The following is a 15,182-nucleotide window of genomic DNA, read 5'->3' on the forward strand; positions in this document are numbered from 1 at the left end:
TCGCTAGCCGGCTTGGCCCAGGCACCGCCGTGCGATCTCCCGGCCGATGGGAAACGCCGCGGTTGCGGCCGGCGACGGCGCGTTGAGCACGTGCACGAACCGCTCGTCCTCGGCGAAGGCGAAGTCGTCAACCAACGTGCCGTCGTCCCGGATCGCCTGCGCGCGGACGCCGGCCGGTGCCGCGACCAGGTCCGCGGAGCGCACCTCGGGCACCAGTCGGCGTACCGCGCTCACGAACAGCGGCTTGATCATCGACCGCAGCACCTCGCCCCCGCCCTCGCGCCAGTAGCGCCGGGCGAGCACCCGCAGGCCGCGGTTGGTGGCCACGTCTCGCACGCCCGCCCAGTCGACCGAGGTCTTGCTATACCCCTCCCTGGCGAACGCGAGCACCGCGTTGGGTCCGATATGGACGCCACCGTTGATCATCCGGGTCAGGTGTACGCCCAAGAACGGGAAGGCGGGATCCGGCACCGGGTACACCAGGCCGCGCACCAGGTGCTCCCGATCGTGCCTCAGTTCGAAGTACTCCCCGCGAAACGGCACGATCCGTACCCCGTCGCGATGCCCGCCGATCCGCGCCAGCCGATCGCTGTGCAGGCCGGCGCAGTTGGCCACCCGCCGCACGACCACCTCACCCCGATCGGTTTCCACCACGACCTCGCGCGCACCGCCGGAGAACCCGGTCACCCGTGTCGAGCTCATCATGCGCACCCCTCGTTCGCGCAAGATGTCCGCGAGCTTTTTCGCCACCGCGGCGAAATCACAGGTTCCGGTGGCGGGCACGTGCAGACCGGCCAGGCCACGAACGTGCGGCTCGTGTTCCCGGATCTGCTCAGGCGTGAGCGGTGCACGGACAGCCCGTGGTGGATCACGCCGCTGTTGTGGCCGGTCTGGTGCTCGGCCCAGCCGTCCTCCTTCTCCAGCACGACAACCGAGCGGGACGGGTCGGCGTCGGTGATGGCTAGCGCGGTGGTCAGCCCCAGGATCCCACCGCCGACCACGGCGATGTCATGCGTCGGTTCGGTCATGACGCCCGCTCACACCCTAAACTCGAGCAGGGTCGGCCGTTGCCCGGCCAGGAACCGGTCGAGTTGTACGTCCAGCTCCTCGAGCGAGTCCACCACCTCGCCAACGCAGCCGAAGGACCGCGCGTACTGCGCGAAATCCGGATTGACTAGCGAGGTGCCCACAACGCGACCGGGGTACTTCTTCTCCTGGTGCGCGCGGATCGTGCCGTACATCGAGTTGTTGATCACGACCACGAGCACCGGGAGCCCATACCGCACGGCGGTGGCCAGTTCGTTGCCGGACATGAGGAAGCACCCGTCACCGGCGAACGCCACCGACGTCCGCTCCGGGAACGCGACCTTCGCCGCGATGGCAGCCGGGAGCCCATAGCCCATCGATCCGCTCGTCGGCGCGACCTGCGCCGGGAAGCTGCCGAAGGCAGAGTTCCGGTGCACGGAGACGGCGTAGTTCCCGGCGCCGCTGGCGATCAACGCGTCCGCGGGTAGCTTGGCCCGGACCGCGCGGACGAACTCCGCCAGGCGCGAGGCGTCGCCCTGGTTCTCGATCGCAACCCAGTCGCGGTACCGAGCCCGGGCGTCCGCGGCCCAGTCGGCCCACCGGGGCGCCACCGGCGCCTCCGCGGTGCCCAGCTGTTCGCAGAACGCTTGGAGATCAGCGTGGATGGCCAGTTCAGGCTGGTAGACCCGGCCCAGCTCTTCCTCGCCGACATGGACGTGCACCAGTCGCTGGCGCGGGCGCGGCGACTTCAGCAGACGGTATCCGGCGGTGGTGATGGCATCCAGCCGGCAGCCGATCGCGAGCACGACGTCGGCGGAGGTAACCTGCTCGGCCAGGCCGGGGTTCACCTGCACTCCCAGATCACCGACGTAGCAGTCGGAGGCGTTGTCGAAGGCGTCCTGCCGCCGGAACGCGTTGGCCACCGGCAGCCGCCACGCTTCGGCGAATTTCTTGAGCGCGTCCGCGACCCCCTGACTCCAGCCGGGCCCGCCGACGATCGCGATCGGACGCTCGGCCTCGGCGAGCATCGCCGCTACAGCGGCGATCTGCTCGCCGGACGGGCGCGGGCGGGCTACCGTGGTGGCCACCACTTTCTCAGCCTCGGCCTGTCCGAACAGCATGTCCTCGGGCAGCCCGATGACCACCGGACCCGGGCGACCACCGGTGGCCACCCGGAAGGCGCGGCTGATCAGTTCCGGCAGGCGTTCGGTGTCCCGGATGGACACCACCCACTTCGCCAGGTCGCCGAAGGTCTGTTCCAGGTTCACCTCTTGGAAGGTGTCGCGATGCCGGGCCCGGTTCGGCGGCTCGCCGACGAACAGGATCATCGGGCTGGAGTCCTGGGCTGCGTTGTGCACGCCGACGCTGGCATGGGTGACCCCCGGCCCACGGGTGACCAGGCAGATCCCCGGCCGCCCGGTGAGCTTGCCGGTCGCCTCGGCCATCGTCGCGGCACCCGCCTCGTGCCGGCAGGTGACGAAGGTGAACGGTGGCGTGGAGTCGTACATGGCGTCCAGCACGGGCAGGTAGCTCTCCCCGGGGACGCCGAACGCCGTGGTGACCCCGTGCGCAAGCAACTGGTCGACGACGAGCTGACCGCCGCTTCTTGCGGTAGGCATGTGAAACCCTCCCAAGGGTATGAAAAGGAAACCGACCGTGTGCCGCCGTCCGCGGGCAGGAGCCAGCCACCGAAGCGACACGCGGGCAGACTCACGAATGAATAGGCGATCTGTCCTAGCTGGCTACTGGCCGCCAGTTTCTTGTACTGGCTACTTGCCGGAACTCTCTTTCTCGGCAACGCGATCCGCGAACTTCAACAGCACCTGGATGTGGCCGCGCAGCAGCTTGCGCACCGTGGCGGCGTCCTTGCGACGGACCGCCGCGAGGATTTCCTTGTGCTGCGCGCCCTCGTCGATCGGGTCGGCGTTGTCGTCCCAGCTGGCGAGCGCGATCAACGCGATCTGATCCTGCAGCTGATCGAGGAAGGAGATGATGAGGTCGTTGTCGTGCTGTGAATAGAGCACGCGGTGGAACTCACGGTTCTCCGCGGCCACCGTGACCCAGTCCTTCTCCTTGGCGGCCGCCGCACTGCGCTCCAGCGCCGCCTTTGCCTTCGCCAGTGCTTCCTTGTCGAAGTTCGCGAGCGAACCGGCGACGATATCCGGTTCCAGCATCATCCGGGCCTGCTGGACCGACCGGATCATGTGCGAAGTCACCTTGCGCACGGTCATACCGTGGTAGGTATTGGACTCGACGAGGCCGCGCCGGGACAGGATGATCAATGCTTCCCGAACGGGCGTCTTGGACGTGCCGAGCACCAGCGCGAGTTCGCGTTCCACGAGCTGCTGGCCACTACTCAACTGACCGGTGAGAATCCACTCCCGCAATGCCGCCTCGACCAAGTCGGTGCGTGACACGGTCTTACCCAGAGTCGGGTTCTTCAGCTGCCGCAGATCGGGCATGAACTCATCACCACTACGCTGATTGCACCATTCGACTGGTTTGAATTGTTGTTCCACATCATATGTGTCCTCCGGTCATCATACCGATCGCCAAACCGACCAGAGTCGGTGTCCTCTGCAGGCGAGGAGCACGCCCGTGTCACCACTCAGCGCATCCCCGCTTTGGAGGGCCTCCCTAGCCAGGGCCGCTGAAGGCGGTCGAGCTATTCCACCCCCACCGGCAGCGCGGCCGCGGTGGAAAAGGTCGTCTCGAGCTGTCCCGCCGGGCCCCGCAGCCGGGTCTCCAGCTGGCCGCGCCAGCGGGAGTCGTCCCGGTCCGGGTAGTCGACGCGACAGTGATCGCCCCGGCTCTCCCGCCGGGCCAGCGCGCCTCCCACGATGGCCGAGGCGAGCAGGACCCGGCGCCCGGCGTAGCTTGGGCCGTCCCCCGCGCTGGCCAGCCGCGCGGACAGCTCGCCCAGCCGTTCCGCAGCCGCGGCCAGCTCGTCCTCGGTGCGCAGTATGCCGCACGCCGAGCTCAGCGCGGACCTGGCCGTGCCGAGCAGCTTCTGGTGCTCCGGCGTGCTTCCGGCAGGCAGCAACTCCGGTCGCGGGCCCTGCCGAGGCCCGCCGATCCCCCGCCGGTCGGCAGCGAGCTTCGCGGCGGTGTCGCCAGCGATCGCGCCCATCCCCACCACCTCGGCACCACCCGCACCGGCGAGCCGATGCGCACCGTGGATTCCACCGGCGACCTCGCCCACCGCGAGCAGCCCGGGGACGCTGGTACTGGCGTCGGAATTGATCCGCACACCTCCGTTCATGTAGTGCTGCGCCGGAAATACGGGAAGAACAGCGTTTTCCGGGCTCAAATCGAATGCGTTGAGCGCCTGGGTCAGGCCGGTGTATTGCGCGAGCGTCTCCGGTGCCATATCGCGCAAGTCGAAAATCAACGCGCCGTCCACGCCCCGCCCGGCGTTGACCTCTTCCACGATTGTCCGGCAGATTATGTCTTTACTCGGGGGGTTCGTCTCGGAAATCACCGGTCGCCCGTTGCTGTTGCGCAGCCGGGCGCCCTGATGCAGCACCGTGGTCGGCAGATCGTAACTCTTCTTGTGCGCCGAACTGAGCGTGACGAACGGTTCGTAGGAGATGAACTCCATCCCGACAAGCTCGGCACCGGCTTCCAGTGCCATGGCGTACCCGGTGCCCTGACTGCCGGGCGGGTTCGTGGTGCGCTCGAACAGCGCGCCCGCGCCACCGGTCGCCAGCACGATCACCGATGCCCGCACATCAAGCCAGTCACCGGTCCGGCCACGATGGACCAGGCCACCGCACACCCCTTCGATTCCGGCGTCGAGCGCGACCAGCGTCGCGCCAGTGAGCAGGATGGCCGGAGCCGGACCGGGTTCGGCAAGCTGATCCAGGAGCACCCGGCAGATCTCGTGCCCGATCATGCCCTCGGAGTAGACCGCCCAGTCCGCCGAACTCCCGGCGCCGCGGCGGCGCGCGAGCTTGCCGTCGACGCGGTGGAACCCCACGCCCAGGTTCACCAGCTCCGTGACCACCGCGCCGACGCGCCCGGTCAGCGCCCGCACCACCGCAGGATCGGACAGTGCCCCGCCCCCGATGAAGATGTCCTCAAACAGCCGCTCCGGGGTGTCCCCAGGGCTCGCTCCCAGCGCGGCGTTCAGGCTGCTGATCCGCGCCGACGCGCCGCCCGAACCCAGCGCGACAGCGACCCGGGCTCCCGCCCGCCGCGCCCGATAGGCCGCCATCAAACCGCCCAGCCCGCCGCCCGCGACCAGCACGTCGATGTCCAGGATCTCGATCTCACCCATGCTGCTCCCTCCGCAGGCTCAGGCGACGTCGCGGCGGGAGGCCAGGTTGCGGAACACGATGCCTTTCTGCACCTCGTCGGTGCCGTCCACGATGCGCAGGATCCGGGCGTCCCGGTACATCCGCTCGACCGGGTTCTCCTGGGACCAACCCATGCCCCCGAAAATCTGCACCGCCAGGTCGGCGACCTTGCTCAGCGCCTGGGTCGCGACGAGCTTGGCCACCGCGACCTCCTTGGCTAGCTCACCAGCCAGCGCGAGGTCGTCCATTCCGCTTGCGCGTGCCTCGTCACACAGCTCGCACACCCGGAACGTGGTCGCCCGCGCGGAGAACCGCAGCGCCTCCATCTCCGCCAACATCCACTGGATGCCCTGCTTGCGGCTCAGCGTGTCGCCGAACACCACGCGGTTCTGGGCGTATTCATGGGAAAGTGTGATGAGCCGGTCCATCATCCCGCACGAGAACGCGGCCATGTTGAGCCGCCGTTGCGCAATGCCGGCCATGGCGAGGCGCATCCCGTCGCCCCGTTCGCAGAGCACCTGTTCGTTCGGCACGAAGCAGTTGTCGAAGATCAACTCGTGCTCATGCACCCCGCGCCAGCCCATCATATCCTGCTTGCCGCCCACGGTGAACCCGGGCGTGCCGCGATCGACCAGGAACGCGGTCATCTCCGGCTTGCGCTGACCTTCCTTGCGGTCGGTCACCGCGAACAGAATGGCGAAGTCGGCGTCTCCACCATGAGTGATGAAGTGCTTGACACCGTTGATCACATAGCCGCCGTCGACCTGCATTGCGGTGGTCTTCATCGAGGCGACGTCCGACCCGGCACCCGGTTCGGTCACCGCGAAGCAGTACTGCGCCTGGCCGCCGATGAGCGGGTCGAGATATTTCTTCCGCTGGTCCGGCGTGCAGGTGACCAGGATCGGGTGCGGGCGGCCGAGCAGGTAGGTGAACGGCCAAGAGGTGTGCCCGAACTCCTCCCACAGCGAGCTGAGCTCACTGAGGGTGAGGTCAGGCCCGCCGAAGGCCGACGGCATGTTCGCAGTCCACAGTCCCAGGTCCACCGAAGCCACGGACAGCTCCTTCCAGACCTCGGCGGGCAGCCGGTCCTCGGTGTCCATCGTGTGCTCGAGGGGCTGTAGCCGATCCCGCACGAAGCTTCGGGTCACTGTTCGGAACTCGCGCAGCTCCTCGGTTGACAGCGGCATCGCTCGCGCTCCTCCTCAAAAGACGACGAAGTGCCCGGCCCCGAAAGGCTTGCTGAGCACGCATACTCCGCGCGATCGATGAACCTGAAGAAGCCGGCTTACGAATCGGCGGTTGGACTCGTCGGCAGACTAGCATGCCGACATCTCATGTATGCTACGCTAATATCTCATATTCCGGGTGTCAAACCCCTTTCCCGAGGTTCCTCCGCCCCCTTCCCGCGCCGGTAGCCGAACCTCGAGATCCTGGAGGTTCCCATGTCGGCCGTCGTCAGCCTGGACCCCCGCACCGGAGCAGTCCGGCAGCTTCTCGGCGAAGAAGCCAGTCCCAATGACGTGTCCGCCACCGCCGGTGCCGCGGCGGCGGCGGCACCGGAGTTGCAGCGGCTCGGCCGGACCGGGCGCGCATCGATGCTGCGACTCATGGCGGAGGGTCTGGAGGCGGACGCAGCCGGCATCGTCGAGGTCGCCGACGCGGAGACGGCGCTGGGCGCGCCCCGGCTGCGCGGCGAACTCGGCCGTACCACCTACCAGCTCCGGTTGTTCGCCGACGCCCTCGACGAGGGTTCCTATGTGGAGGCGACGATCGAACATCCCAGGGAGACCGCGCTGGGCCCGCAACCGGACCTGCGCCGCATGCTCGTCCCGCTGGGGCCGGTCGCCGTCTTCGGGTCGAGCAACTTCCCGCTCGCCTTCTCGGTGGGCGGCGGCGACACCGCGTCCGCGCTCGCCGCCGGCTGCCCGGTAGTGGTCAAGGCGCACCCGTCCCACCCGGCCACCTCCGAGCGCACGTACGCGGTACTGGCGAAAGCCGCGTCCGCGGCGGGTGCCCCGGACGGGGCCATCGGGCTCGTGCACGGCCACCATGCGGGCGCGATTCTGGTGCAGCGCGGTGAGATCACCGCGGTCGCCTTCACCGGTTCGCAGCGGGGCGGGCGTGCCCTGCTCGACCTGGTCAACGCCCGACCCGATCCCATCCCCTTCTACGGCGAGCTGGGCAGCGTGAACCCGCTGGTGGTCTCGCCCGGCGCGGCGCGCACCCGGGCAGCAGGCATCGGGACAGGGCTCGCGCAAGCGCTCACCCAGGGCGCCGGACAGTTCTGCACCAAACCGGGGTTGGCCTTCGTGCCGGACGGCGAGGACGGTGACCGCCTGTGCGCCGAACTGGCGCACCGCCTCAGCGAACTCGCCGAGCCGCTGGTGGTCGCCAATCAGGGCATCCGCGACGCCTATTTCGACCAGGTCGCCGCGCTGTCCCGCCACCACGACGTGGCTTGCCTGGTCGACGCGGTCCGGCCCGGCGGAGCCGGGTTCGCGGTGGCACCGCACGTGCTGAGCGTGGGCACCACGCAGCTGGACCAGAGCCTCCTGGAAGAGGTCTTTGGACCGTACGGGCTGATCGTGCGGTACGGCACCGAGGACGACCTGCTCGCCGCGCTGCGCCTGCTCGAGCCCGCGCTGGCCGGAGCCGTGCACAGTGAAGCGGACGAGGTCGAGTTCACCCGCGCCGCGTTCACCGCGCTGGCCGAGCGTGCCGGCCGCATCCTGTGGAACTCCTACCCGCCCGGGATGGCGGTGACCTGGGCGACCCAGCACGGCGCCGGCTGGCCCGCGGCGACCGCACCGCACACCTCCGTCGGGGTAACCGCGGTCCGGCGGTTCCTGCGTCCGGTCTGCTGGCAGGACGTGCCGCCCGAGCTGCTGCCCGAGGAGCTGCGGGAGGACAACGTCGCGGGCATTCCCCGGCGCGTCGACGGCAAGCTGAGCGTCGGCTACTGAGCGCGAAAAAGGACTTCGCCCGCATCCTCGGTTCCTCACGCTGGCGGAGCGAGAGCAGATCGCTGACTGCGTCGGGCGGGCGAGTCGCTGCGGGCGCTCAGGCGGGCACTGGGGCGGCCGGCACGCACGATCAAGCGCAAGATCGATGCCCGTTCCGTCGGTGGTGTCTATCGGCCGCGCCGGGCGCAGCTTGCGTGGCCGCAGAGCCCCCCGCGGCGCGAGGAGTTCAAGCTCGCCCGGGACGGTCCCTTGCGGGACTACGTCGCTCAGGCTGCCCAGCGGTGGTCGCCCGAGCAGATCTGTCACGCTCTGGCAACGAGTTCCCCGAGGGCGGCGGCATGCAGGTGACTGCGCAGAAGATCTACCAAGTTATCTATGTCCAGGCTTGTGGCGGGCTGCGGCCCGAGGTCGCTCCCGCGCTGTGCACCCCCTGGGCATCGACCTGTCCATCCACAGCGCCGCGGACCTCGAGCACGGGACCCAGCAACTGAACGGCCGACCACGCAGAACGCTCGGCTGGAAACTCCAGCCGAGCGTCTGCGTGATCTACTGACAACCACGTAGGGCCATCAGGTGTTGCGACGACCGCGAGAATCCGCCCTCGCACGGCGAGGCCCTTCTCCGTGTCTGGCGAGCCGTCCGCCGGTCATGACGTAGGAGGCTTGGTCAGGTAGACCCCTCGGCCGCTGGCGATCAGCACGCCGTCCGCGTTGATCACCGTCGCCTCGGCGACGGAGATCTGACGGCCGAAATTGACCACCTCGCCTCGGACGGTCAGGTCGCCCGGAGCCGCCGCGCGGTGGTAGTCGACCCGCAGGTCGATGGTGGGCACGCCCCGCCCGGTCCGGGAGTACAGCGCCCAGTCCGCCGCCACGTCGACCAGCGCCGCCAGGATCCCGCCGTGCGTGGGCTCGCCTTTCGGGCGGACTACCCACTCGGGTCGCCACCGCGCGGAGATCTCGATACTGCCCGGCCCGACGGCCTCCGCCCGTAGCCCCAGCCATCGGTGGAAGGCGCTGCGGTCGAACATCTCCTGCACCGCAGCCGTACTCAGTTCATGGGTTTCCACACTCACCCCGGTCTCCTCTCTACGAGAACGTCCGTATCAGCTCGCTGACCATCAGCACGACGAACAGCACGGCACTGAGCGCGAGCACGATATTGACCAGCGAGAACGGCGACTCACCCGGTCGCCGGACCCCGTATTTCTTGGCGTTGAGCAGGTACAGCAGGGCAATCGTGAGGAATGGCATGAAGAACGCGCCGAGCGTGACCCAAGCCAGTACCAGGAATACCGGCGAGCCGAGCAACATGACGGGAATGGACGGGAAGGTCAGCAGGAGCAGATAGACGCGGTAGGACTTGGTCTTCTGCAGGGGCGCCTTGTCGCCTTCGCCGCCAGCGTCGACTTCCTTGCCCTTGTTCACCACGTTGCGGACGAGGTCGGCGAACAGGTACGAAACCCCGCTCCACACGCCGAGGACTGAGCTGAACGCGATGGCCCAGAAGCCGACGAGGAAGAACCAGTACGCCGCGTGCCCATAGCTGTCACGCAGCGGTTCGGCCAGGGCGAGCAGCCCTCCTGCTGAGTCGACGGACCGGCCGAAGCCGTAGAGGAACGTGGCACCGATGACGAGCACCGAGATGGCGAAGATCGCCGTGGCGATGTAGCCGATCGCCGAGTCCAGGCGCATCATCGGCAGGAACTCCCGCCCGCGCCAGCCCTTGTCCCGCACCCAGTATCCGTACGCGGTCAGCGTCAGCGTGCCGCCCACACCGCCGATGATGCTGATGACGTAGAACAGCGAGCCGTCCGGGATGCGCGGGACGATGCCAACGGCGATCGAGCCGAAGTCCGGCCGCACCAGCAGCGCCGCCCCCACCATGCCCACGAACATCAGGCCGACGCACACCTTCATGATCTGTTCGATCACCCGGTACCGACCGACGAGCACGATGATGAAGGCGGCGACCCCGTGAATGATCGCCCAAGTGTTCGCGTCGAACACTGGGAACATCGCGGTCGCGGAGAGCCCGACTACCGCCGGGCCGGCGGCCCCGAACATCAGCCCCCAGATCACCGCGTAGACCGCCACCAGCACGATGGCGACCACGCTGATCGCGCGGAATCCCTGCACGATGGTCTTGCCGGTGGCCAAATTCCATCGGCCGATGGCGATCGTGACGTAGTACTTGATGATCACGGCCACGAGGAAGGCCCACACCAGGCCGTGCTGGGTCTTCTCTCCTGCCACGATCGCAGTGACCATGTCGCCGACCCCGACGCAGGTCGCCGCGAGCACCAGGCCTGGCCCGACCTGCCGCAACGAGGGCCGGACCGGGTTGGACACGGCCTCCGCCGGCCCGGTTCTACCGGTCAGTGGCGCTGGCGGATCAATGTCCGACTTTTCCACCATTACGTGCAAACCTCCTGTGCGGTGGGCATTTCGGGGGGCCGCGGCCGCCCAGGACGGCGACAGCGGAAGGAACCGGGACAGCCTTGAGCCGTACACCGAAGACGCCGGTCGCGCCGCTCGAATCGATCGGGTGCCGGAATGTGCCGGACCCCGGAAAAGACGGGAGAAGAAACGTCCAAACTCGCCGTGAAAATCAGCTCACCCGGCGAGTGCGAACGGGGGGTCGCGGATCAGTCCGTCCTGCCGGACGGCGCGGAACCTGCAGTCCCGATGATCGGCGTGGTACCAGGAACCCCATGTCTGACCGCACATGCATAGTGCCTCCTTAGCGCAACGCTGCTGACCTAGGAAGAGGCCGGCCCCGGCGATGCCGCCGAGTTCAGATACCACTAGCCGGCTACGGCTCGCCATTCCACCTGGACGGCCGATCGTGCGGCCGTCGGCCACGGGTAGCCGGCGCTTTCTCGATATCCGCACCGACACGGCCGCTCGTATGGCGGATATCAAGATATGGATATACCAGATGACGTGTCAAGGGCCACTTTGACAGAGCGCAAACCTCCTGCTTTGGACAGCATGGTGGTGACATATTGCATCTTGAGATATCATGTGCCAGCATATCGATGCTCGAGCTGGAACGTCCGCGGTCGGCCAGACCGCGACTCAGCCGCCATCCACGACCGCGTCCCGGTGGACCGATCAAAACCGGCACGGCCCCGCGAGCAGCTCGCACCCGCGACAACTAGTTGGTCCATCGCAGGTCTCATCTTCCAGGAACGGGTGAGAAAACAATGAACAACGCTCCGCCCCGGCCACTCGACGGAGTTCTCGTCATCGATCTGACCAGGGTCCTGTCCGGCCCGTTCTGCACGATGCTGCTGGGTGACCACGGTGCCGAGGTCATCAAGATCGAGCAGCCGGAGGTGGGTGATGACTCCCGACACCAAGGCAACCCGAGGATGGGCGAGCAGAACACCGCGTTCCTCGCGGTGAACCGCAACAAGAAGAGCGCCACGGTCAACCTGCGCACACCCGAGGGCGTGGAGCTGATCAAGAAGCTGGTCCGCAGCGCGGATGTCGTGGTCGAAAACTTCCGCCCCGGCAAGGCGAGCCAACTCGGCATCGGGTACGAAGATCTGAAGGAGATCAACCCCCGGCTGATCTACTGCTCCATCTCCGGCTGGGGACCGGACGGCCCGTGGGCGCAGCGCGCGGGCTACGCGACGACCGCCGAAGCACTGTGCGGGTTGATGAGCCTGACCGGCGAGGCCGACCGCGTCCCGGTGAAGATCGGCGTGTCCATTCTGGACAACCTCGCCGGGCTCTACGCCAAGGACGCCATCACCAGCGCCTTGCTACTGCGCGAGCGCACCGGCAAGGGGCAGAAGATCGACACCTCTCTGCTGGAGGCGGGGGTTTCGTTCACCAGCCTGAGCGCGATGGCCTACCTGTGCGCGGGGGTCGTGCCCGGGCGCTGGGGTAGCGAGCACCAGTGGAACGTGCCGTGGAAGGCCTTCCAGACCCTCGACGGTCACGTGATGCTAGCCACTGCCAACAACCGGCAATGGGAGAACACCTGTCGGGCCCTGGGCTGCCCTGAGCTGATCGACGATTCCCGTTTCGTTACCTCGACCGCACGGGTGGAGAACCGGCGCGAGCTCTACGAGATCCTGGACAAGGTCTTCGCCGGCTGGACCACGGACGAAGCGCTCGCGGCGCTGGAACGGGAAGGTGCCTCCGCCGCGCCGGTGAACACGTTGGACCGGGCATTCTCCCACCCCCAGCTCGTAGCGCGGGACATGGTCATCGAGGTCGAACACGAGACCCTGGGCAAGATCCCCCAGCTCGGGCACGCCCAGAAATTCAGCGACAGCCCGTTGCAGGTCACCGCGCCGCCGCCGGTGCTGGGGGCGCACACCGACGACGTGCTAAGCGAGCTGGCCGGGTACGGCGCCGAGGAGATCTCCACGTTGCGTGCGCAGGGCGTCATCTGACCCGGCTCCGCAGGCGACCAACCCGACACCGACGATGGGAAATTCAATTGGCTGAGCACGGCACACGACCAGACCTCTCGTCCGGACCGCTGACCGGGATCACGGTGCTCGACCTGACCACCGCGTCCCCCGGCCTGTACACGTCCATGATCCTCGCGGACATGGGCGCCGAGGTGATCAAGATTTCTGCGCCCGGCAAGGCCCGGGCCAAGGCGACCTCCGGACCGGCCACCGAGTACCGGGCGGTCTCCCCGGGACACCTGGACCGCAACAAAAAGAGCATCCGGCTCAATCTCAAGAAGCCCGCGGGCAAGGAGGTTTTTCTTCGGCTCGTCGAGAAGGCTGACGTGGTGATCGAGGGTTTCCGCCCCGGCGTAACCAAGCGTCTCGGCATCGGCTTCGAAACCCTGCGCGCGAAGAATCCGGGACTGATCTACGCGGCGATGAGTGGCTACGGCCAGGACGGCCCGTCCGCACTCCGGCCCGGCCACGACCTCAACTACCTGGCGGAGTCGGGGATCCTGTCCCTGCTCGGTCCGCGCGGCTCCACGCCGAGCGTGCCGCTGAACCTGGTGGCCGATCTGGGCGCCGCGGCCGCGCACACGGTCGCGGGGATCCTGCTGGCGCTGTTCGCCCGGGAACGCGGGCACGGCGGTCAGCTCGTCGACGTATCCTATGTGGACTCCTCGATAGCGTTGCTGTCCGCCACCCCCACGGCACGTGCGCATTTCGACGGGAATCCATGGGTGGAGCGCGGTGGCGACGCGATGTCCGGTGCGTTCGCCTACTACGGCTTGTACGCCACCGCCGACGACGAGCTGCTGAGCGTCGGCTGCCTGGAACCGTGGTTCTGGACCCGGTTCTGCGAGGCAATCGAACGGCCCGAGCTAGCCGAGTTCGCCTTCACGCCCGACCACTACTCACGGGGCCCCAACGACGACGAGCTCCGGATTCGCGACGAGGTGGCGAAGATCCTGGCCGGGCGCACCGCCAGGGAGTGGCTGAACCACCTTGCCAAATACGACCTGCCAGTGTCGCCGGTCCGCGGCCTCGACGAGGTGGCCCGGGATCCGCAGACGCGGCATCGCGGCATGTTCGCCTTGACCGGCGACACCCCGGTGGAGCGCCGGCTGGGTATCCCGATCGTGCTCTCCGAAACGCCGGGCACGATCCGGTCCGCTCCCCCAGTCGTCGACGGGGATGCCGAGGCAATCCTGCGCGGGCTGGGCTACTCCGAGGAAGAGGCACGGTCTCTGCGCGGGGAAATCGGCCTGGGCTGACTCCGGCGGACGCTGAGGACGGGCGTCTCGCGAACCGGGTGGGAGCCTCCATCTTCGCCCACCCGCGGTACGGAACGCCCGTCCTCGTCTTGGGAGTGGCTACGCCTCCGCGCCGATCACGCCGCCGGGCTGGGGGGTGGGACGAGATCTTGGCGGCCGCCTCGCACACCTGTCGGCCGATCTCGACCTGCTCGGTGGCGGAGACCTTGGTGCGGGAGCGTCAGATCATCGGCTCTGTCGCTGATCTTATGATGTCATCCTAGTTACTAGGGAGAATGCATTTGCGGAGAAGGTCGAGTCCAGCACGACCGTACACTGCCTCTTGATCATTTTGAATTGCGGTTGACGCGGCCTCCGGTGGGGCACTTGCTGTAGGGCCGGGTGAGGCCGGCGAGGCGTCGGTATCTTGTCCAGCCCGCGGGTGAAGGAGTGCAGGTAGGGCAGATCAAAGCTGCGGACGGCCCTGGTCCATTCGCGTAACCCGGTGGCGTTGCCCGGGCTGGGTGCGGGTAGGCCTGCGACACCGCGGACCGCATCGGCCAGATCGCTCATCTCGGGGCAGGCCGACGCCCGACATGCGGAGTGTGTCACACCCGGTATCTGCTCGGCAAAGGCCACGGCCGCGCACTTCGTATTGGCACAATGGGAACGCCGCACCTCCAGAACAACCACCACGCTCGTCGCAGCCATTCGAGCATCCGTCAACGTCCTGCGGTAACGACCGCGCACCCGCCCAGAAGACTTCCACATTGACGACAACGAGCACGATGACCGCGGACCTGCGCGGAGACGACGATTTCGCCAGCCTTGCGCTCAACATATTCTACGATCAACCCATTGAGGTGAGGAAAAAATGACTCTGACAGTACACAATGCACAGGCGTCATAGTTCTATTATCCCGATCGGAGACCAGGTATACGCTCCTCAAAATCAGCGGCAGAGCCAGATTGTCAACTCCGGTCGAATCCGGACCCGGCTGTTCCGGGTGAACCGTGACCCACCCTGGTTTGGTTGTTTAGTCGTTGGTCTTCGTGGCCGGTGGTACGCGGCCGAGGTCTCGGTCTTTGAGGCGGTAGCTGTCTCCCGTCATCGAGATCACCTCGGCGTGGTGGACCAGGCGGTCGATCATGGCCGCGGTTATCTAACCGCTCGGGTTGAGCGTCCACGATGTACACGATGGGGTTGGTGCGCCTCCCTGGCGTT

At 67.5% G+C, this 15,182-nt stretch carries 11 protein-coding genes and 2 pseudogenes; 4 read left to right on the plus strand and 9 right to left on the minus strand.

Annotated elements, in window-relative coordinates; genetic code table 11:
- Positions 1 to 3: 3 nt before the first annotated feature.
- The 6 genes from lhgO to FCN18_RS34815 form a co-directional block, all read right to left on the minus strand.
- On the minus strand, positions 4 to 783 hold the full coding sequence (gene lhgO, locus FCN18_RS34795) for an L-2-hydroxyglutarate oxidase (protein WP_323808394.1): 780 nt from the start codon (positions 781 to 783) through the stop codon (positions 4 to 6).
- A complete protein-coding gene (locus tag FCN18_RS40755) occupies positions 702 to 1,028 on the minus strand; it encodes an FAD-dependent oxidoreductase (protein WP_323808395.1) in 327 nt (108 codons plus the stop codon). Before FCN18_RS40755 ends, lhgO begins: the two co-directional genes overlap by 82 nt.
- A gap of 9 nt (positions 1,029 to 1,037) precedes the next feature.
- Positions 1,038 to 2,645: a thiamine pyrophosphate-dependent enzyme gene (locus FCN18_RS34800; RefSeq protein ID WP_137097193.1), complete on the minus strand. Its 1,608-nt coding sequence runs from the start codon at positions 2,643 to 2,645 to the stop codon at positions 1,038 to 1,040.
- 150 nt (positions 2,646 to 2,795) lie between these two features.
- Positions 2,796 to 3,488, minus strand: coding sequence for a GntR family transcriptional regulator (locus FCN18_RS34805; protein ID WP_110343580.1), 693 nt, complete (start codon positions 3,486 to 3,488; stop codon positions 2,796 to 2,798).
- Between the two features lie 203 nt (positions 3,489 to 3,691).
- Complete coding sequence (locus tag FCN18_RS34810; protein WP_137097194.1) at positions 3,692 to 5,305, minus strand: FAD-binding protein; 1,614 nt, start codon at positions 5,303 to 5,305, stop codon at positions 3,692 to 3,694.
- Positions 5,306 to 5,323: 18 nt separating this feature from the next.
- Positions 5,324 to 6,511 carry an acyl-CoA dehydrogenase family protein gene (locus tag FCN18_RS34815; RefSeq protein WP_137097195.1) on the minus strand — a complete coding sequence of 396 codons (1,188 nt, stop codon included), beginning with the start codon at positions 6,509 to 6,511 and terminating at the stop codon, positions 5,324 to 5,326.
- 255 nt (positions 6,512 to 6,766) lie between these two features.
- On the opposite strand from FCN18_RS34815, the gene FCN18_RS34820 reads away from it, so the two are divergent.
- Both FCN18_RS34820 and FCN18_RS41025 read left to right on the plus strand, forming a co-directional pair.
- Positions 6,767 to 8,287, plus strand: a complete 1,521-nt coding sequence (locus FCN18_RS34820; protein WP_137097196.1) for an aldehyde dehydrogenase family protein — start codon at positions 6,767 to 6,769, stop codon at positions 8,285 to 8,287.
- Positions 8,288 to 8,309: 22 nt separating this feature from the next.
- Positions 8,310 to 8,851, plus strand: a pseudogene (locus tag FCN18_RS41025) (transposase); the annotation flags it as partial.
- 82 nt (positions 8,852 to 8,933) lie between these two features.
- On the opposite strand, the gene FCN18_RS34825 reads toward FCN18_RS41025, so the two are convergent.
- Together FCN18_RS34825 and FCN18_RS34830 are read right to left on the minus strand one after the other, a co-directional pair.
- Positions 8,934 to 9,362 (minus strand): PaaI family thioesterase, encoded by a 429-nt coding sequence (locus FCN18_RS34825; protein ID WP_228714275.1) that lies wholly within the window; start codon positions 9,360 to 9,362, stop codon positions 8,934 to 8,936.
- 13 nt (positions 9,363 to 9,375) lie between these two features.
- A complete protein-coding gene (locus tag FCN18_RS34830) occupies positions 9,376 to 10,638 on the minus strand; it encodes an Nramp family divalent metal transporter (RefSeq protein WP_158303236.1) in 1,263 nt (420 codons plus the stop codon).
- Positions 10,639 to 11,495: 857 nt separating this feature from the next.
- On the opposite strand from FCN18_RS34830, the gene FCN18_RS34835 reads away from it, so the two are divergent.
- On the plus strand, positions 11,496 to 12,698 hold the full coding sequence (locus FCN18_RS34835) for a CaiB/BaiF CoA transferase family protein (RefSeq protein ID WP_137097197.1): 1,203 nt from the start codon (positions 11,496 to 11,498) through the stop codon (positions 12,696 to 12,698).
- A 47-nt stretch (positions 12,699 to 12,745) separates the two neighbouring features.
- The gene (locus FCN18_RS34840; protein WP_158303237.1) at positions 12,746 to 13,978 is read left to right on the plus strand and encodes a CaiB/BaiF CoA transferase family protein; all 1,233 of its coding nucleotides are present in this window, start codon (positions 12,746 to 12,748) and stop codon (positions 13,976 to 13,978) included.
- Between the two features lie 1,016 nt (positions 13,979 to 14,994).
- Here the strand turns inward: FCN18_RS34840 and FCN18_RS34845 are convergent.
- Positions 14,995 to 15,120, minus strand: a pseudogene (locus tag FCN18_RS34845) (ATP-binding protein); the annotation flags it as partial.
- Positions 15,121 to 15,182: the final 62 nt, after the last annotated feature.

Origin of the sequence: Prauserella endophytica (assembly GCF_005146945.1) — a bacterium.
Lineage (GTDB): Bacteria > Actinomycetota > Actinomycetes > Mycobacteriales > Pseudonocardiaceae > Prauserella_A > Prauserella_A endophytica.